This is a genomic window from Halorubrum lacusprofundi ATCC 49239 (assembly GCF_000022205.1).
GTDB lineage: Archaea > Halobacteriota > Halobacteria > Halobacteriales > Haloferacaceae > Halorubrum > Halorubrum lacusprofundi.
Map to the genome: position 1 here is coordinate 1,771,594 of NC_012029.1, position 19,578 is coordinate 1,791,171.

Annotated in this window: 14 protein-coding genes, 2 tRNA genes and 2 pseudogenes; 8 read left to right on the top strand and 10 right to left on the bottom strand. The window is 62.6% G+C overall.

Annotated features, from left to right (window positions below):
- Positions 1-347: 347 nt before the first annotated feature.
- A pseudogene (locus HLAC_RS08715) lies at positions 348-1,376 on the bottom strand (ISH3-like element ISHla8 family transposase); the annotation flags it as partial.
- 48 nt (positions 1,377-1,424) lie between these two features.
- Here HLAC_RS08715 and HLAC_RS08720 point away from each other — a divergent pair.
- On the top strand, positions 1,425-2,591 hold the full coding sequence (locus tag HLAC_RS08720; protein ID WP_009486633.1) for an ISH3-like element ISHla1 family transposase: 1,167 nt from the start codon (positions 1,425-1,427) through the stop codon (positions 2,589-2,591).
- A 153-nt stretch (positions 2,592-2,744) separates the two neighbouring features.
- Here the strand turns inward: HLAC_RS08720 and HLAC_RS18780 are convergent.
- From HLAC_RS18780 to HLAC_RS08740, 5 genes and pseudogenes are all read right to left on the bottom strand, one after another.
- A pseudogene (locus HLAC_RS18780) lies at positions 2,745-2,924 on the bottom strand (ISH3 family transposase); the annotation flags it as partial.
- A 52-nt stretch (positions 2,925-2,976) separates the two neighbouring features.
- Entirely contained in the window at positions 2,977-3,534 is a 558-nt protein-coding gene (locus tag HLAC_RS17800; protein WP_241211131.1) for a hypothetical protein, read from the bottom strand.
- A gap of 360 nt (positions 3,535-3,894) precedes the next feature.
- Positions 3,895-5,061 (bottom strand): ISH3-like element ISHla1 family transposase, encoded by a 1,167-nt coding sequence (locus HLAC_RS08725; RefSeq protein ID WP_009486633.1) that lies wholly within the window; start codon positions 5,059-5,061, stop codon positions 3,895-3,897.
- Positions 5,062-5,085: 24 nt separating this feature from the next.
- A complete protein-coding gene (locus tag HLAC_RS08730; protein WP_049933461.1) occupies positions 5,086-5,670 on the bottom strand; it encodes a hypothetical protein in 585 nt (194 codons plus the stop codon).
- A 558-nt stretch (positions 5,671-6,228) separates the two neighbouring features.
- Positions 6,229-6,303: transfer RNA gene (locus HLAC_RS08740), tRNA-Arg, on the bottom strand.
- A 214-nt stretch (positions 6,304-6,517) separates the two neighbouring features.
- Here HLAC_RS08740 and HLAC_RS08745 point away from each other — a divergent pair.
- Both HLAC_RS08745 and HLAC_RS08750 read left to right on the top strand, forming a co-directional pair.
- A complete protein-coding gene (locus tag HLAC_RS08745) occupies positions 6,518-7,120 on the top strand; it encodes an RAD55 family ATPase (RefSeq protein WP_015910476.1) in 603 nt (200 codons plus the stop codon).
- 60 nt (positions 7,121-7,180) lie between these two features.
- A complete protein-coding gene (locus HLAC_RS08750) occupies positions 7,181-7,603 on the top strand; it encodes a CoA-binding protein (protein ID WP_015910477.1) in 423 nt (140 codons plus the stop codon).
- Between the two features lie 63 nt (positions 7,604-7,666).
- On the opposite strand, the gene HLAC_RS08755 is transcribed toward HLAC_RS08750, so the two are convergent.
- Positions 7,667-8,647, bottom strand: coding sequence for a PLP-dependent cysteine synthase family protein (locus HLAC_RS08755; protein WP_015910478.1), 981 nt, complete (start codon positions 8,645-8,647; stop codon positions 7,667-7,669).
- Positions 8,648-8,790: 143 nt separating this feature from the next.
- On the opposite strand from HLAC_RS08755, the gene thrS reads away from it, so the two are divergent.
- From thrS to HLAC_RS08775, 4 genes are all read left to right on the top strand, one after another.
- Positions 8,791-10,767, top strand: a complete 1,977-nt coding sequence (gene thrS / locus HLAC_RS08760; protein ID WP_170933354.1) for a threonine--tRNA ligase — start codon at positions 8,791-8,793, stop codon at positions 10,765-10,767.
- A 78-nt stretch (positions 10,768-10,845) separates the two neighbouring features.
- Positions 10,846-12,012 (top strand): pyridoxal-phosphate-dependent aminotransferase family protein, encoded by a 1,167-nt coding sequence (locus HLAC_RS08765; RefSeq protein ID WP_015910480.1) that lies wholly within the window; start codon positions 10,846-10,848, stop codon positions 12,010-12,012.
- 81 nt (positions 12,013-12,093) lie between these two features.
- Positions 12,094-13,203, top strand: coding sequence for a guanosine monophosphate reductase (locus HLAC_RS08770; protein ID WP_015910481.1), 1,110 nt, complete (start codon positions 12,094-12,096; stop codon positions 13,201-13,203).
- Between the two features lie 117 nt (positions 13,204-13,320).
- On the top strand, positions 13,321-14,040 hold the full coding sequence (locus HLAC_RS08775; RefSeq protein WP_015910482.1) for a class I SAM-dependent methyltransferase: 720 nt from the start codon (positions 13,321-13,323) through the stop codon (positions 14,038-14,040).
- 38 nt (positions 14,041-14,078) lie between these two features.
- On the opposite strand, the gene HLAC_RS08780 is transcribed toward HLAC_RS08775, so the two are convergent.
- Entirely contained in the window at positions 14,079-15,377 is a 1,299-nt protein-coding gene (locus HLAC_RS08780; protein ID WP_015910483.1) for an MFS transporter, read from the bottom strand.
- Between the two features lie 1,156 nt (positions 15,378-16,533).
- Here HLAC_RS08780 and HLAC_RS19450 point away from each other — a divergent pair.
- Positions 16,534-18,441, top strand: a complete 1,908-nt coding sequence (locus HLAC_RS19450; RefSeq protein ID WP_241211132.1) for a PGF-CTERM sorting domain-containing protein — start codon at positions 16,534-16,536, stop codon at positions 18,439-18,441.
- Between the two features lie 93 nt (positions 18,442-18,534).
- Here the strand turns inward: HLAC_RS19450 and HLAC_RS08790 are convergent, their stop codons facing one another.
- Positions 18,535-19,203: a hypothetical protein gene (locus HLAC_RS08790; RefSeq protein ID WP_015910486.1), complete on the bottom strand. Its 669-nt coding sequence runs from the start codon at positions 19,201-19,203 to the stop codon at positions 18,535-18,537.
- Between the two features lie 209 nt (positions 19,204-19,412).
- Positions 19,413-19,486, bottom strand: a tRNA-Lys gene (locus tag HLAC_RS08795).
- Positions 19,487-19,578 lie beyond the last annotated feature (92 nt).

A 19,578-nucleotide genomic window follows, 5' to 3' on the forward strand; every position in this document is an offset into this window, starting at 1 on the left:
AACTTGTTACTGAATCGGCTGGCATGAGTTTCAGAATCATGGTGGCACGATCATCTCTCACTCGGGTGAACCATACACCGGCGTCGCTCATCTCGCCCTGACGAGGGATTGGAGACTTGGTAGTCCTCAACAATCGTTACTTCCCGAACGAGTCGAGAGGGTGCTGCCTGAACGCCACAAAATAGTCACTTTCTGTATAATTTGACGGTCAGTCTCGGCTGCTCCCACGAAGTAGATCGAGGAAGTTCCAATTCACCGCTTTGGACAGACGATGTTACCCGGATTTCGACGGTATCTGCCGAAAGCTGTCGCTCACCGCCAACTGACAGGCCGTGGGCTGACCCCGGTCAGCCCGCGGCCGTTGCCTGTGATGCTGGCACTCCAACCCCGTTCGCTTTGATCTTCCACCGGCGGCGTAACTCCTCTTCCAGCTCATGACGAATCCAGTCACAGAACGTCTTGAACGTGAACTCCTCGGGCAGGTCGCGCCCGCCCCGCCGTGGGCGGGCGACGACCGCCCACCGTAGCACCAGCCACAGGTTCTCCAGCAATGCCGCGACCAACATGATGGCAAACCGCACGACGGGATCACGCGTCGTCGTGATCCCGCGTGCTTGCCGAAGTAAGCGATAGGTCGTTTCGATGCCTGAACGCTTCCTGTAGCGGTGTTCGACCTGCTTCGCTGAGCGATCAGTAACGCCACACGCCACGTAGCCACGAACGACCTCGCCGTGCTTGCCTCGATCTCCGTTCTGGTAGGAGACAGCGACCGCGAGCGGGAAGCGCAGTTCCCGCTCGCTGTCCTTGTACATGCGATAGGTCGTCATGTACGACTTGTGAGTTTCGAGTTTGTCCTTCATGCGCTCGCCCTTCTTGGGCACGTGAACGACCGTTGGGGCGATATCACGAGCGCGGCGGATGACGCGCTCGTTGTAGAATCCGCTGTCGGCAAGCAAGAGATCGATCTCGAAGGGATAGTTTTCGACGCGGGCGAGCACGCGCTCGACCGCGTCAGCCTCATCTTCGTCACTGCGGACGTAAGTCATCGCCAGCGTCACCGGCTTCCCGTTCGAGACGACGTACGCCGTGCAGTAGCGGTGGCAGGTCGTAGTCCCGTCCTTAGGAGCCATCGAACAGAGTTCGCCTTTCTCAGCATGGTGCTCGCCGTGGTAGGGATTGTCGATGAAGTCGATGGAGACGGTTCTCGACCGGTCAGGGTCGAAAATCGTCATGGCGAGCCGTGCGAGCAGAAGGTTGGCAACGACCTCAAGCCACTGACGGTTGAGTGTGTGGAGCCACCTCAAGACAGTGTCGTCACACGGCGTTCCCTCGGTATCGTTGCAGGTGTCCCAAATCGAGTTCTGGTTAGTGCAGGCTCAGTACTTCACAAAGCCGCTTAGTTAGAACGTCTGCTTGCTGAAGGTGTGTCTAAAACCAAACAAGCAGACGGTGAGATCCACGAGGACCAGCTTCTTAACTTTCTCGTCAACCGCCTTGACGAGGAAGTTTCGCTCTCGTTAGCCAATAACGCTGAAATCACTGCTGAAGACATCTATGAGGTCCTCGTCGGCGCTTGCGCCGACGGGACCTCTGTCTCTACGCTCTGTGCGTCGAGCCAGAACTCACCCGCTGGGAACACGGTCCTCTACCATCTTCGGACGAAGTTCGAGCCGGAACGGCTCGAACGAGTCGCTAACACGCTCCTGCGAAAGGATCTCGATGAATTGCTCCCCGAACAGGTGGAGGTCTGCGCAGACCTCCACCTGCGGCCCTACTACGGTGACGAAGACGACACAGACGGCCTCTATCACTCGGTAGCGAAGCGTGGAACCACTGCGTTCCACGCCTATGCCACACTCTACGCGCGTGTGAAGAACAAACGCTACACGCTGGCGGTACGCCGTCTCAAAGACGGCGATACCGCAAGTAGTGTCCTCGCTGAGTTCTTCGGTGTCCTCGACGGCCTTGACGCCGGGGTCAAGGCCGTCTACCTTGATCGCGGATTCTACGACAGTAAGTGTCTCACGCTGCTTCAGGCGCACAATTACGCGTACGTGATCCCGATCATCCGGTGGGGTGAGGCGATTCAGCAAGAGCTCTCGGAAGGATGGAGTCGCGTCATTCAGCATGATCTGACGGGGAAACTCGACGGTCACAGCTGGACCGTCGATTTTCCCGTCTACATCGACTGTACGTACCTAAATGGGAAGTATGACGAGAACGGTGTGGCGCGTCACGGCTACGCCGCTGACGCGCCGTTCATCGACTCACCACGGGACGCTCGATACCACTACTCGAAACGCTTCGGTATCGAGTCAAGCTATCGCTTGTTTGAGCAAGCGATAGCGACAACGACAACGCGAGATCCAACGGTACGGCTGCTGTACGTGGTGGTGAGTCTCCTCTTACAGAACGTCTGGCGGTACCTTCACTACGAGTATGTGGCGACGCCCCGCCGAGGCGGGCGTCGCCTCTGGTGGTGGCCGTACAAGGAGTTCGTCAATATGATTCGACGAGCTGCGTGGACGGCCCTCGCGGTGCGTCGGGCCGTCCCCGCGAATCGGCCACCTGACGACCGATTCCACCGCTAACCACCGACCGAGCAAGCCAGCGGAGTGAGTGGCGACGCTGTCGCGTCGGCGGCTGACCGCCGCCGACAGCGACAGCTCTCCGTCGATCCGTCCGTAATTCTCTCGTCGAGACCGTCAGTACAACCGCTTCGACACAGAACTCAGGCCGCAGAAACAGCTAGCCGAGGATGCTTTGTGAGGTACTGAGGCTAGGATGACGACGAGCCAGATGTCGCCGGGGTCGAGGGGGCTCCCCTCGACACCCGGCAACGGGAGTGGCGTAATGACCTCTTCCGCTACGTCTTTGACATCCGACGCCGAAAGGTACTCGTCTGGATCAGGTATGGTGAACACATCCAGATCCAGACACTTTCTTGTGGTTAATTTAGCGATTCAATTCAGCTGATTACGCTGCTTGGGAAGTACCGACAATAAGGAAACGTTCGACAACTCTAGGATCGGTTATACCATCCTCGACAAATCTGGCGGCGATCATTTTCTGGTTGTGACTCGCAACTTCAGTCCGAGCATCGCGGTATATCTCTCCCTCACTGAGGTCGTTTCCAAGCCGAGTGTTTTGGATAATGTTCTTAATCGGTGATTCTAGAGACACCATGTCGACACCACCACCTCCGGGCTGGTGTTCGTTGCCGTCGGCGTCGACGATCGCTTTCAGCTCGTAGCCGAACTGTGGTTCACGTCGGCGTCGATCGACGGACTCGAACTCGGGTTGTTCGGTTCCGTTCAGTATCTCGCCGACGAACTCCTTGTACGACGGGTCGATGTTCAGATGCGCCAGGAGTGAGGGGAGCGATACGTCTCGACCATGAACGTCGAGGTAGTCGAGAACACGCTCGCGGATGAGCGCTTTTCGAGGGGACTCACCATAAGACCACGCGCTATCGGCGCTCGGCCACCTGTCGGCAAGCGATCGACCCGGCTCAGTCTCCGGCGGCGAGGTCACCGCGTCAGCTGCCCATCGAAGATCGTCGTCGAGCGCGGTCTCTCGTTCAGGCGGCCCATCGAGACGGTCTTGTTCGATAGTCCAGGGCGACCCGCAGCACGAGCAAACCACGTCGGCACCGTGGCCGTCGTCCCATCGGACGCGCTCGCCGTGCGAGTCGACTTGTCCCGATTCTCAGTACCTCACAAAGCATCCTCGGCTAGCTGTTTCTGCGGCCTGAGTTCTGTGTCGAAGCGGTTGTACTGACGGTCTCGACGAGAGAATTACGGACGGATCGACGGAGAGCTGTCGCTGTCGGCGGCGGTCAGCCGCCGACGCGACAGCGTCGCCACTCACTCCGCTGGCTTGCTCGGTCGGTGGTTAGCGGTGGAATCGGTCGTCAGGTGGCCGATTCGCGGGGACGGCCCGACGCACCGCGAGGGCCGTCCACGCAGCTCGTCGAATCATATTGACGAACTCCTTGTACGGCCACCACCAGAGGCGACGCCCGCCTCGGCGGGGCGTCGCCACATACTCGTAGTGAAGGTACCGCCAGACGTTCTGTAAGAGGAGACTCACCACCACGTACAGCAGCCGTACCGTTGGATCTCGTGTTGTCGTTGTCGCTATCGCTTGCTCAAACAAGCGATAGCTTGACTCGATACCGAAGCGTTTCGAGTAGTGGTATCGAGCGTCCCGTGGTGAGTCGATGAACGGCGCGTCAGCGGCGTAGCCGTGACGCGCCACACCGTTCTCGTCATACTTCCCATTTAGGTACGTACAGTCGATGTAGACGGGAAAATCGACGGTCCAGCTGTGACCGTCGAGTTTCCCCGTCAGATCATGCTGAATGACGCGACTCCATCCTTCCGAGAGCTCTTGCTGAATCGCCTCACCCCACCGGATGATCGGGATCACGTACGCGTAATTGTGCGCCTGAAGCAGCGTGAGACACTTACTGTCGTAGAATCCGCGATCAAGGTAGACGGCCTTGACCCCGGCGTCAAGGCCGTCGAGGACACCGAAGAACTCAGCGAGGACACTACTTGCGGTATCGCCGTCTTTGAGACGGCGTACCGCCAGCGTGTAGCGTTTGTTCTTCACACGCGCGTAGAGTGTGGCATAGGCGTGGAACGCAGTGGTTCCACGCTTCGCTACCGAGTGATAGAGGCCGTCTGTGTCGTCTTCGTCACCGTAGTAGGGCCGCAGGTGGAGGTCTGCGCAGACCTCCACCTGTTCGGGGAGCAATTCATCGAGATCCTTTCGCAGGAGCGTGTTAGCGACTCGTTCGAGCCGTTCCGGCTCGAACTTCGTCCGAAGATGGTAGAGGACCGTGTTCCCAGCGGGTGAGTTCTGGCTCGACGCACAGAGCGTAGAGACAGAGGTCCCGTCGGCGCAAGCGCCGACGAGGACCTCATAGATGTCTTCAGCAGTGATTTCAGCGTTATTGGCTAACGAGAGCGAAACTTCCTCGTCAAGGCGGTTGACGAGAAAGTTAAGAAGCTGGTCCTCGTGGATCTCACCGTCTGCTTGTTTGGTTTTAGACACACCTTCAGCAAGCAGACGTTCTAACTAAGCGGCTTTGTGAAGTACTGATTCTTCGTTTTCCGCGCGCTGTTCGCACCGATCAGCGCGGATCGCCTGATTCACGGTTTGGGACCGAGAGGTTCGTCTCCGAGCTGCCGACCAGTAGACGGCACCCCATGCGATATACTCGATCGGCTTGTCGAGCAGGTCCTCGGTGTAGCCACCCATGTACGCCGCGAGGTAGGATCCAAGGTTCCCGACGTCTGCGTTCATCGAGATGCAGCCGTTGTCTTCGTGGAGATAGTCGTCGATCGCGTCGTAGTTGTGCGCCGACCAGCCGGCCGGGTCACACACTTCGAGGTGTTTGTCGATCACTCGCTCGAACTCGGAAGCGACGGGTCGGAGATCGTCGAAGCGACCGCCGTCGAAGTAGACGCCAACGTGAATATGAGTGTAACAGGCATTGAGGCCGGCGTCTTCGTCGGATTTCGAGGCGGCTCCCATTCCGTGCGGTTCCGCTTGGAGCCAGTAGCCCCACTGGTCGGGGTCGAGGTCGAGGTGATACTCCATCACGTTGCGGAGGGTATCGCGAACGCCGCCGTAGCTGAAGGCGTCGTGAATCGCGTCCATCTGGTCGCCCGGGGGTCACGAAGGGTATCCCCCATGCCGACGCTGGTGCTCCGTTACCCGGGGTGATCTGTGCAGGTTTGACCTTCTACCGGACCTGCCGTCGTCGATTCGGAGGCTGACCGTTTATATGGCCTCACAGTGCCGCCAAGGCGATCAGGTTCCCGGCGACGACCAGACCCAGTTGGATGGGCAACGGGATTTGGGTCCGCAGTGTTTCGCTGCAACGCGCAATGCCGACGAAGCTGACGGTAGCGAGGCCCACGAGCGCCCCGCTGAGTGGACTGAGCATGAGTGAGAGTAGGACTGTCAAATTAAACAGTATCGCCCCCAGCACGCAGTCCGGCGCCGATTCGTTGTCCAGGAGCGTCAAGAGCGGGATTCGTGCTGAATGTCTCCGGGCCGCTACCTACTTCGCACTCCGACGCGTATTGGCTCTTGCAAATCGACCGAAGGCGTCGGGTGAAAGCAGTTGCGTGTTCAACTCAATCGTCAGGATAGCGAGGGTATTTATAAGCATCCCTACGCCGTCTATTGGATTCGAAACGAGCCGCGAAGGAATGGGCGCTGCAGGATTTGAACCCGCGACAGCTTGGTCCGAAGCCAAGCACTCTATCCAGACTGAGCTAAGCGCCCGTACGCCTCGATACTTCGGTGAGGATGTTAAGTCCCGCGATTTGAAATCGGTTCGAACCGTATCGAGTCGACGGCAGCGATTCCCGCGCCACGGGCGATCAAAAAGAATATTATCGGGACCGGGCATGGTTTCCGTAGTAGATGTGTCCTGGTCGCACGGCGTCACAGCCGAACGAGTGGCGCGAGCCGGTCTCGTCGTCGCTGAGGTACGTCCATGTATGACCTGAGGCCACACTTCGACGAGGAGGTCGAACCCGGAACAAACCTCCTTCTCACTGGACCCCCGCTCACCGGCAAGCGGTCGCTCATGATGGACGTGTTGGCGGCCGGGACCGAGCGCGGCGACGGCGCGATCGTCGTCACCACGAAGGACGGCGCCGAGCGCGTCCTGAAAGACTACCAGAAGCGGACCGCCTACGAGGGGAAGCCGGTCGCCGTCGTCGACTGCGTCACTCGACAGCAGGGCGTCAACGACGTCCGCGAGTCCGACCGGATCAAGTACGCCTCCTCGCCCGTGGACATGACGGGCATCGGGATCAAGCTCTCGGAGTTCCTGCAGGCGTTCGGCGATCGGGGGATCGAGCAAAACCGCGTGATGGTCCATTCGCTGTCCACGCTGTTGATGTACTCGGATCTCCAGACCGTGTTCCGATTCCTCCACGTGTTCACGGGACGGATCCAGAGCGTGAACGGCCTCGGGCTGTTCAGTATCGACTCGACCTCTCACGACGAGCAGGCGATGAACACGCTCAAACAACTCTTCGACGGCGTCATCACGGTTCCCGAGGACGAGGAGCCGAAAATTCGGCTGGCTTGAGATCGCCGGCTGGCCTGAGCCGTCGGGCGTTTTAATCCGCGTGACCGCGTACGCACGGCTATGCCTATCACCGACGACGAGGGACTCGACCGACTGCTCGACGCCGACACCGTCGCCGTGATCGGCTGTTCGACGACGCCCGGGAAGGCCGCCCACGACGTGCCGGCGTACCTCCAGCGACACGGGTACCGCGTGATTCCGGTGAACCCCTTCGCCGACGAGGTGCTCGGCGAGCCGGCGTACGACGAACTCGCCGACGTGGAGGCCGACGTGGACCTCGTGAACGTGTTCCGCCCGAGCGAGGAGATCCCGGAGATCCTCGGCGCGGTTCGCGAGCGACACGCGGAGCGCGGTGACGCGGGCGCGGCGTGGATCCAACTGGGGATCAGCCACGACGAGGCGGCCGCGGACGCGGAGTCAGACGGGATCGAGGTCGTTCAGGACCGCTGTATGAAGGTCGAACACAAGCGGCTACGCGGGTAGTCGGCCTCGGTTATCCCGCCTCTCCGACCTCTGCCTCTTCTCGCCTCTCCCGCGGGACCTACCCTACCCTTCCCACTCCTCGAAGGACCGGTACACGCCCTTCGAGAGGTACCGCTCCGAGGAGTCCGGAAACGCGGTGGCGACCGTGTCGTACGGGGCGTCTATCTCGCCGTCGCGAATCGCCCGAGCGACTCGCTTGGCCGCGATCGCGTTCGCGGCCGCGGAGGAGGCGACGAGCTGTCCCTCCTCGGCCGCGAGCCGCCCCATCTCCTCGTGGACCTCACGGTCGGGGACGGCCTGGATGTCGTCGACGAGGGCCGGGTCGAACAGCTCGTTGGTGTCGATGTCGTGGGTGCCGATCCCCTCCGTCTTGTACTCCTCGTGGGCGACCTCCTCGCCGAGGAACTCGCGGTACGCGGAGCCGGCGGGCTCCACGGCGACGACGTAGGTATCGGGGTCGCGCTCGCGGAAGTAGCGAGCCATCCCCATCAGCGTCCCGCCGGTGCCGCAGCCGGCGACCACGGCGCCCACCTCCCCGTCGAGCGCCTCGTCGATCTCGGGGGCGGTCGTCTCGTAGTGGGCCTCGGCGTTGAGCGGGTTCGAGAACTGCTGGGGGACGACCGCGTCGTCGAGCTCGTCGGCGATCTCGTGGGCACGGTCGATGGCGAACCCCATTCCGTCCTCGCTCGGGGTGTTGACCACCTCCGCGCCGAGCGCGCGCATGAGCTGCTGTTTCTCCACCGAGAATCGCTCTGGAACGACGAACACCGCGTTCAGCCCTAACTGCTTGGCCGCGACCGCGAGCCCGATCCCGGTGTTGCCCGCGGTCGGCTCGACGACGGTGCCACCCTCCCCCACGTCGCCGCGTTCGAGCATGCGTTCGAGCATGTACTTCCCGATGCGGTCCTTGATGCTCGCACCGGGGTTGAACGACTCCAACTTCGCGTACACCGGCACCGCGTCCGGGGAGTCGTGTACCCGAACGAGCGGCGTCTCCCCGATCGTCTCCAACACCGACGACAGGGGCTCCCGATGGGTCGTCATGTTGCCGCAATCGTTGCCGGCTCCTTTGTGTGTTTCCATGGCTGCGTCGGCCTCCCCTTGTCGCCGTTTGCGGTGATTATTGCCGGGACTCTCGACGCGTCGTTTCCGAATTCGTCGTCGGGTGCCGGGGATCGAACAAACTTATGCCCCTCGTCCGGTTCCGAAGAGGTATGAGCGAGACCGATGCGCAGGCCGACGTGACGGTCGTCCTTCCGGACGGAGCAGAGCTCGACGTGCCGGCGGGGGCGACAGTCGAAGACGTTGCCTTCGAGATCGGCCCCGGGCTCGGTCGCGACACGGTCGCGGGGAAGATCGACGGCGAACTCGTCGAAAAGTACGCGACGGTCCACGACGGCGCACGGATCGAGATCGTCACGGATCAGTCCGACGAGTACCTCACGGTGTTGCGCCACTCCGCCGCCCACGTGTTCGCGCAGGCCCTCCAGCGGCTCCATCCCGAAGCGACGCTCACGATCGGCCCCCCGACCGACGAGGGGTTCTACTACGACGTGACCGACGTCGACCTCGACGAGGACGACCTCGACGCCATCGAGGAGGAGATGGACGAGATCATCGCGGCCGACTACGACATTGAGCGCGAGGTCCGGTCCCGTGAGGAGGCCAAAGAGATCTACGCCGACAACGAGTACAAACTGCAGATACTCGACGAGGAAGCCGACGACGAGGAGGTCACCTTCTACGTGCAGGACGACTGGCAGGACCTCTGTCAGGGCCCCCACGTCGAGTCGACGGGCGAGATCGGGGCGACGACCCTCTTGGAGGTCTCGGCGGCCTACTGGCGCGGTGACGAGGACAACGACACGCTGACGCGCGTGTACGGGACGGCGTTCGCCTCTGAATCGGATCTGAAAGAGCATCTCGAACTGCGCGAGGAGGCGTTAGAGCGCGACCACCGGAAGATCGGACAGGAGATGAACCTCTTCTCGATCCCGACGGTGACCGGTCCCGGCCTCCCGCTGTACCACCCGCCGGGCAAGACCGTGCTCCGTGAACTCTCGAACTTCGCGAACGAGCTCAACCGCGAGAACGGCTACGAGGAGGTCGAGACCCCGCACGTGTTCCGGACGGAGCTGTGGAAGAAGTCCGGCCACTACGAGAACTACAAAGACGACATGTTCCTCCTCGACGTCAACGACGAGGAGTACGGGCTCAAGCCGATGAACTGTCCGGGCCACGCGACCATCTTCGACCAGCAGTCGTGGTCGTACCGCGACCTGCCGCAGCGCTACTTCGAGAACGGGAAGGTGTACCGGAAAGAGCAGCGCGGCGAGCTCTCCGGGCTCTCGCGCGTCTGGTCGTTCACCATCGACGACGGGCACCTGTTCGTCCGGCCCGACCAGATCCGTCAGGAGATCGAGTCGGTCATCGAGATGATCTTCGAGGTCGTCGAGACGCTGGATCTGGACGTCGAGGTCGCGCTGGCGACCCGCCCCGACAAATCCGTCGGCGGCGACGAGATCTGGGAGTCCGCGGAAGAGCAGCTCCGCGACGTGCTCGAATCGGGCGGCTACGAGTACGACGTCGAGCCCGGCGACGGCGCCTTCTACGGCCCGAAGATCGACTTCGGCTTTGAGGACGCGCTGGGTCGCGTCTGGGACGGCCCCACCGTCCAGCTCGACTTCAACATGCCCGACCGGTTCGACCTGACCTACACGGGCGAGGACAACGAAGACCACCAGCCGGTGATGATCCACCGCGCGCTGTACGGGAGCTACGAGCGCTTCTTCATGGTGCTCATCGAGCACTTCGACGGCGACTTCCCGCTGTGGCTCGCGCCCGAACAGGTCCGCATCCTCCCCGTCTCCGACGAGACGCTCGGCTACGCCCACCGCGTGAAAAACGAACTGGAGGACGCCGGCTTCCGCGTCGAGGTCGAGGACCGCGACTGGACGGTCGGTCGCAAGATCCGCGCCGGTCACGACGACCGGCTCCCGTACATGGTCATCGTCGGCGAGGACGAGCAGGAGGCGGGCACCGTCTCGGTCCGTGACCGCTTCGAGAACCAACGCGGCGATGTCGACCTCGACGCGTTCGTCGACCACCTCGTCGCCGAGCGCGACGAGAAGCGTACTGAGCCGGAGTTCGTCGACGCGGAGTGAGCGCCCGGGAGGCCAGACTCTCCGTTCCGGCGCTCGTTTTTCGTCGTATTTTTGACGCTGCTCTGGGTAGGTTGTCATATGAGCGACGCATCTGCGCTGACCAAGCAAGAGGACGACGCACCAGACGTAGGGGAGCTGACGCCACCGGACCGGACGCTGATGGGACCGGGGCCGAGCGACGTCCATCCCCGCGTGCTCAAGGGAATGAGCACGCCGCTCGTCGGCCACCTCGACCCCTCGTTCGTCGAGATCATGGACGAGGTTCAGGAGCTGCTGCGCTACACGTTCCGGACGGACAACCAGTGGACGATTCCGGTCTCGGGAACGGGATCGGCGTCGATGGAAGCGGCCATCGGCAACCTCGTCGAGCCGGGCGACACGATGTTAGTCCCGACGAACGGCTACTTCGGCGGGCGGATGAAGTCGATGGCCGAGCGCGCGGGCGGCGAGGTTGTCGAGGTATCGGCGCCGTGGGGCGAACCCCTCGACCCGGTCGATGTTGAGCGCGCGTTCGACGAACACCAGCCGGACGTGTTCGGGTTCGTTCACGCGGAGACCTCGACCGGGGTCCTCCAGCCGAACGTCCCCGAACTGACCGACATCGCGCACGACCACGACGCGCTCGTGATCGCCGACTCCGTCACCTCGCTGGGCGGCGTCGAGCTGCGCGTCGACGAGTGGGACATCGACGTGGCCTACTCCGGCCCGCAGAAGTGCCTCTCGTGTCCGCCCGGTGCGAGCCCGCTCACGCTCAACGACCGCGCGATGGACAAGGTGCTCGGCCGCGAGGAGCGGCCCCGCTCGTGGTACCTCGACCTCTCGCTTTTGGAGGGGTACTGGGGCGACGACCGCTCGTACCATCACACTGCGCCGATCTCCAACGTGTACGCGCTTCGCGAGGCGCTCCGCCTCGTCGCCGAGGAGGGGATCGAAGCGCGCTGGGCGCGCCATCGCGCCGTCGCCGGCGATCTGAAGGCGGGTCTTCAGGATCTGGGCCTCGAGATGAACGCCCCCGACGAGTACTGGCTCCCGAGCCTGAACGCGGTGCGAGTCCCTGACGGGATCGACGACGGCGCCGTCATCGACCACCTCCTCGAGGAGTACGATCTGGAGATCGCGTCCGGACTGGGCGATCTGGAGGGCGATATCTGGCGGATCGGCTGTATGGGCTACTCGGCCCGCCCGAAAAACGTCGAGTACGTCCTCGCGGCGCTGGAGGACGCGCTGGGCCAGCAGGGGTTCTAAGGGGTCGGGAACGACCCAAGCGCGATCGCTGGCCGACCGCCGAGAGATTTTTGTGTGTGCATCTCTCCCCTCGGTAGGGGTATGAACGATCTACGAACCGGATTGAGCTACGGGGACGTGCTGCTCGTCCCGCAGCGATCGCCGGTCGACAGTCGGAGCGATGTGGATCTCTCGACGCGGCTCACGCCGAGCGTCGAACTAGCGTCGCCGCTCGTCTCGGCGGCGATGGACACCGTCACGGAGGCGGAACTGGCGATCGAACTCGCGCGCGCCGGCGGGATGGGTGTGCTTCACCGCTTCCTCACTGTCGACGAGCAGGCGACGCAGGTTGAACAGGTAGCCGCGACCGGCTCGCCGGTCGCCGCCGCGGTGGGAATCAACGAGGACTACATTGCTCGGAGCGCCGCACTAGCCGCGGCCGGCGTGGACGCGCTCGTCGTCGACGTCGCGCACGGACACCTCGAACGGACTATCACGGCGGTCGAGACCATCGCCGACGAGTTCCCGGACGTCGATATCGTCGCGGGCAACGTCGCGACGCCCGCGGGCGTCGAAGATCTTGCGGCCGCCGGCGCCGACTGCGTGAAGGTCGGCATCGGCCCGGGCTCGCACTGTACCACGCGGAAGGTCGCCGGGGCGGGCGTCCCGCAGCTCACCGCCGTCGACGACTGCGCGACCGCGGCCGAGGAACTGGACGTGACGATCTGTGCCGACGGCGGGATCCGCACCTCCGGCGATGCGGTGAAGGCGCTGATGGCGGGTGCCGACACCGTGATGCTCGGGAGCCTCTTTGCCGGCACCGAAGAGGCGCCCGGCGCGGTCGTCAAGGTCGACGGGACGCAGTACAAGCGGTCGCGCGGGATGGCGACGACCGCCGCCGCCGAGGACCGCGACGACAAGGGGGCAGATGTGGGCGCCGACGAGGGCGTCGAGGCGTTGACGCCGTATAAGGGGCCGGTGGCGATCGTCGCCGAGGAGTTCTGTCAGGGGATTCGCTCGGGGCTGTCGTACTGTGGCGGCCACACGATCGAACGCGCTCGCGACCGGGCAGAATTCATCCGCGTCGCACCCGGCGCGAAGGAGCGCGAGGGGTTCCACACCGACGACGACTGGGAGGGGATCAGCGTGGACAGCGAGACGAAGCGAGTCTCCGACTCGGACGGCGAAACGGCGGCCGAAAGCGGCGACTGACTACAGAGCGGGAGCCGAAAGGCGGATTCGCCTCGACGACAGGCCCGCGGCTGCGAGCGTGTGACTGTGTGTCGATCCCACGGGGCGCTTTTGACGCCGTCAGGACACCCTCTGCGCATGCCTGACGCCTTCGGACGCGCGATCCGCGATCATCACCGTGGTGACCGGACTACCCCTCTCCGACAGGGCGACGGCGAGGAGACGCGTGAACACCCGATCGGGGCGTTCTACTTCGACGCGTTCGACGCCGAGAGCAACGCGGGTTCGTGGCTCACATCGCGGCTTTCGGGCCCGCTCGTCGACCTCGGAGCGGGGGCGGGCCGGCACGCGCTGCGGTTTCAAGGGCGGTTCGAGACAGTTGCGGTCGAGACCAGCCCAGCACTCGTCGAGGCGATGCGCGACCGCGGCGTCGTGGATGTCCGCGAGGGCGACATGTTCGCCCTCCGAGACGCGTTCGAGCGGGATCGGTTCGCGTCGGCGCTCGCGATCGGCACGCAGATCGGACTGGCGGGCTCGATGCGAGGGCTCTCGGCATTTCTCGGCGACCTCGCGTTCGTGACGACGCCCGGCGCGACGGCCGTGATCGATTCTTACGACCCGGATCACCCCGGAGCCGCTGACCTCCTCGGGTACCGCGAGGACCCGACGCCGGGGCTCGCGCATCGCGTCATGTGGTTCGCGTACGACGGGGAGACGGACCCGACGCTCCATTTCAGGCTGTTCGCCCCCGACCGGCTCCGCGAAGCGGCGATCGGGACGGGATGGGAGGTCGAGGCGGTGGACCGCGAGGGGACCGGAGACGGGCCCCACTACCGGGCCGCGCTCCGGAAGCGGTAGGGGTGCGGAGCGGGCTCCGGATCGAGGGATCGCCCGCCCTACCACGCCGTCAGCGCCGCGCGGCCGTGGTCGTGCGCGAGGATCGCGAGGAACGCGAGGACGCCGGTGATCGCGAACGCGCCGCCGACGTAGAAGACGGACGCCATGTTCACCTCGATCATCAGCCAGCCGGCGATGAGCGGTCCCGCCACCGAGCCCGGCCGCCAGACGAGTTCGCGGATGCCGAAGCTGGAGGCGACCCCGCCGTCGTCGGTCCCCTCGTCCGCGAACAGCGCCATACTGGCCGGCTCACGGAAGGAGTCGGCGATACCGAGCAGTCCCGAGAAGGCGACGAGCGGCAGGTACGCGGCCGGCAGTTCGCCCAGAATCGGGAGCGTCACCCCGGCTCCGAGCGCGGTTCCGATGACGGCCGAGAACGGGATCGCCATCGCGATCAGCCCGTAGGCGCCGCCGCCGGCGAAGACGAACAGGGACCGACCGTAGTCGTCCGAGAGACGACCGGTGAACAGCTGGCCGACCATGTTGGTCGCCTTCTCGGCGGTGACGGTGACCCCGATGGCGATGCCGGTGACGCCGAGGCCGCCCGCGGCCATCTCCGTGCTGACGTAGATCGGGACCCACGTCCGCACCATCGTCACGGCGAAGGCGTACTGGGCGCGGAAGCTCGTCATCGTGAGGATCCGCCGGTTCACAGCGAGATCCGAGAAGGGGAAGCCCTCGACGCGAGTGTCGTCGTCGTCGAGGACGAGCCACGTGATGACCCACGCGGCGACCATCAGCAACGCGATGATCATGAAGATGGGATCGAAGCCGACCGCGTCGTATATCGCTCCGGCCGACAGCGACCCGACGATGGACGCTGCGAAGGAGGCGGCGTTGGCCTTGCCAATCTTGTCGGCGCGCGTCCCGACATCCGCGATCTGTCCGACCAGCGACAGCGTCATCAGCCCCGCACCGGTGACCACGAGTCCCTGCAGGGCGCGGACGAGGATGAACGAGGCGGAGGAGTCGACGAGCGGGAACAGCGCGTAGACGCCGGCACCGATCGCGAGTACGCCCAGCAGGACGGTTCGCTTGTCGAACCGGTCGCCGGCCCACGCCAGCGGCACCACGGCAACCGTCTGCGCGAGGGTGAATCCCGTGGTGTACATCCCGATGATGAGTCCGGCCGAGATAGACACGCCGAGGACCGTCGTCGCCTGCGGGTCGAGCGTGTTGATGTACGTCCCCAACAGGGTGATGAGCGTGATGAAGCCGAACCCCTCAGCGAAGCGCGTGAGATAGAGCGCCCAGAACTGCGATCGCTTTGCCCCGTTGCCTGCGTCCGCGTTGCTCACACCGGATCGGTGCGCACCGGTTCAAAAGGGGTTTCGGTTCGAAGTGTGCGCCGGATCGGATCGAGTTGGAGCCGCCGTCGGACTTATGAATCATCCGGGCGGACACATGGGCATGGGCGATCAAGCCTGCGACCGCCGGTTCTGTCCGGAGTGTGACCTCGCGGTGTCGTGTGCCGATGAGGTCTGTCCGGAGTGCGGTGCGCGGATCGAAGGCGTCGACGTCTGAGTACAGGGTGCGGATCGGGAACGTCCCGTCGAGCATCGTCTACTCATATAGCTGCGCGAGTTGCTTCGCTCGTCACGAAGTGCTCCTCGCAGAGGCAGTTCGAGGGCAATTGTAAACTACAAGAAGACGATTCTTCGCTCCGCTCGCGCTGTAACGTCTCTCCTTCAACAGAGTTCGTCGGCGCTGAGCGCATCTGCTCGCGGTCGTCGCTCCGCATCCCTCGATTTGACATCCTCCCCGCGCTGAAGCGCGAGGATTCCCACGGCACCGCACCGCTGGGTTGGGATGGTTACGGTTTGTAGCGACCACATTGGGCGGCTACTGGCTGTGCCAATCAGCCGTTACTCCTATCCCGGCATGGGATTCGGAGATACTTTTGTTGACTGCACCCGATTCCGACACAGAAGGGGTGCCTTCTGCTTGGAACCGTCGAATCCCGATATTGTCCGATTGATTGGGCGGGCAGGCCGCCTCGGTTTATCGTTAAGACAACAAGCGGCTAATTAAATCCTTGCAATGTCGGATTCATCCCCGCGCTGAAGCGCGAGGCTTTCTCCTTGATTCTCCGTAAGGCTATCTTAATCTCCCTTGAGTGTACATTACAATGACTTTCGGTCGGCTTGAGTGCCCATGTCCAGCCGCAAGGGTACCGTCATCTGGGTCTGTACTGTGGTGATCCTTGTCGTGCTAACCCTCTCAGGTATCGGTATCGGAGCCTCAACTGCTGCGGACAGCGCCGAGTTTCAGGTAGTGGATGCCGCTCTCGAGGAGGGAGACGATGTCATCGATACCAGGGACGTTGAGGCTGGACCAAACGAGATAAAAATCATCGAGTCGATCGAACCGTTCGCGGCGGGAACTCACGATTTCAGCGTTACCAACGTGTCGATAGCAACACTCATCGGCCTGGATCCTGGCTCTCCCGGTCAGGTGTCAGACTCGGATGAGGACGATGAGGAGGACGAGGAAGAGGACAATGAGGAGGACGAGGATGAGGACGAGGAAGAGGACAATGAGGAGGACGAGGATGAGGACGAGGAAGAGGACAATGAGGAGGACGAGGATGAGGACGAGGAAGAGGACAATGAGGAGGACGAGGATGAGGACGAGGAAGAGGACAATGAGGAGGACGAGGAAGAGGACAATGAGGAGGACGAGGAAGAGGACAATGAGGAGGACGAGGAAGAGGACAATGAGGAGGACGAGGAAGAGGACAATGAGGAGGACGAGGATGAGACCGACTCGGATGAAGCGGAGCTCGACCCTCCCGGTCAGCAACCCAATCCTCCCGGTCAGCAACCCAATCCTCCCGGTCAGCAACCCAATCCTCCCGGTCAGCAACCCAATCCTCCCGGTCAGCAACCCAATCCTCCCGGTCAGCAACCCAATCCTCCCGGTCAGCAACCCAATCCTCCCGGTCAGCAACCCAATCCTCCCGGTCAGCAACCCAATCCTCCCGGTCAGCAACCCAATCCTCCCGGTCAAGATCTTGATTCGGATGAGCCAGACTCTGAGGAGACCGAATCTGAGGAGGAGGAGGATGATGAGGAAGAGGACGAGGAGGAGGAGGATGATGAGGAGGAGGATGATGAGGAGGAGGATGATGAGGAGGAGGATGATGAGGAGGAGGATGAGGACGAGGAGGATGAGGACGAGGAGGACGAGGATGAGGAAGAGGACGAGGAGACTGACTCTGAGGAGACGGAGTCCGACTCTAGTACAGAGACGGGCTCTCCAGAGACGGAGACCGACTCCAGCGATACGGAAACAGACACTACCGAGACTGAGACAAACTCTTCCAGCACTGAGCCTGAATCGAGTCCGGAGACCGACTCTCCCGGGACAGATCCCGACTCGAACGGAAACACCAACTCCGATGGCGGAGGCGGGCCGTCCGGATCTTCTGGATCCTCGGGGTCCACTGATTCGTCAGGCTCATCCCGCTCGTCAGGCTCGGCCACGGCGGGCGACGAGGAGCCGACCGTGGTTCGGTCGGAGTCGAACGAGTCGATCACCGTCGAGATCGACGGCGCAACCGGCGAGCGCTACGATATCGCAGTGAACCTCGCTGGCCCGTCGAACTCGGATCCCGCCGTGTCGGTGACCTCGGTCGCGGTGGATCCGGCCGGTGACCGAGCGGCGTTCGAAACGACGATCGGGCGGCCGACGGCCGAGCCGAGCGGTCGCGATCCCGTCCCCCACGGAGTAGCGTTAGGGCACATTGAGTTCGATTCGACGCTCGATGCGGACGGCACGAGCGCGGCGACGCTCCAATTCGACATCGACGAGGAGACGATTCCGGGTGGGCTGGGGCCAGAGAACGTTGCAGTGCTTCGGTACGCCGACGGCGCGTGGACGACGGAGAACGTCGGCCACGACGTTGAGGGGGACACCCACACGGTGACACTCTCGTACGCGACGCCCGTGGCCGTCGTCGCGCTCGAACCCGGACGCGTCGAGGTCGTCGAGAGTGTCGTGCCGGCGGATCAGGTTCGGGTGGGCCACGAGACGGCGCTCCGGGCAACGGTCGAGAACCCCGGTGACCGCCCGACAACCCGAAACCTCACTGTCAGTATGAATGGCGAGTCCGTTGCCGAACGGGAGGTGGCACTCGACCCCGGTGAGAATGCGACCGTCCAGATCAGGTTCCGACCACGCGAGAGCGGAACGGTGTCGCTCGAGGGGAACGAGGTCGGCGCGATCACGCTGTTCGATGACGACGATGGCGCGACGTCGACTGACGCCGAAACAAACGAGGACATTCCCGGATTTGGCGTGATCGTCGCGGTGCTCGCGCTCCTCGTGACAGCGTTCGGTGCCCGGGTTCGACGGTCGTGACTACCGCTGCGGCTCTGTTGAACCCATCAGCAACTGAAGAGTTTGAAGACAGGTGACTGAGAGAAGGGTACGCGAGAGCGACTGTTGGTTCCGCTATCTGTCCGAATTTCGTCGAAACAAGACCGCGAGAGAGATTGTTACCCCCGGAAACGTAATTGCCCACAAGGCGGCGATCCAAATCAACGGGTGGTAGTAGATTTGAAGTGCGAGGAACGGGAGGAGGAGGCCATTTGCAATCATGAACCATCGAACGGTTCGTTCGATACCCTTGCCGGTGAACGCAAACGCTGCAAACAGCGTAGCGAGACTCATGAAACTGTAGCCGAGGATGTCAACGGAATACAGGAACGAATCGAAGGGAACGAACAGGAACGGCTGGAGTGAGATACTATCCACATCTCCCTGAAGCAGGCGGGGCACGACGAACGTGAGTTGGACGTAGTAGTTGATGCTGATCAACACGGCATAGATGGTTGCAAATACGAGACCGATGTGGCTCCAAATCTTTCGTTCCTCGGACGTGTTGTAGTGGACGCTGACCATCAGGATCGCGAACGCTGTTCCGAGGAACAACGACGGGGTGAGCAGTACGATGAGACCGAACGGGGTGCTGGAACTCTCCGGGCCGCCAGCCGACCCTAAGAGTCCAAGCCATTCGCCGACCTGTGCTACGATGTAGGTGACGCTGAACAGGGTAGCGAAGATCGCTGCCCAAAAACCAATCCTACGGACTGTTCTTGAACTTGAGTCGATATTCTCCATAACAGTCGATGAGATGCGGTATATCTGAATATAGTTGGCTGGTGATTGTCGATTCTGTGGAGTCACAGTTGCTAGCTACGCGCCCTGTATGCAGCACGGATCCGAATCCGATGATGTATGAGGTGACTGAGATCGACTACTGGCCCTAATGCGTAGGTAGAGGTAGTTCAGCCGCTAACAGTCTGACTTGGTATCCGTCCTTCAAAAAGCGGGCCGGGCGCGATTTGAACACGCGACCGACGGATTAAGAGTCCGTCGCTCTCCCTAACTGAGCTACCGGCCCTCATCCAATCGTATCCGTGTCGACGTAAAAGGCCTTTTCATTCGACGGCGAGCGACTCGTGTTGCTCGACCGAAAAATCGGTGGAAGGAACC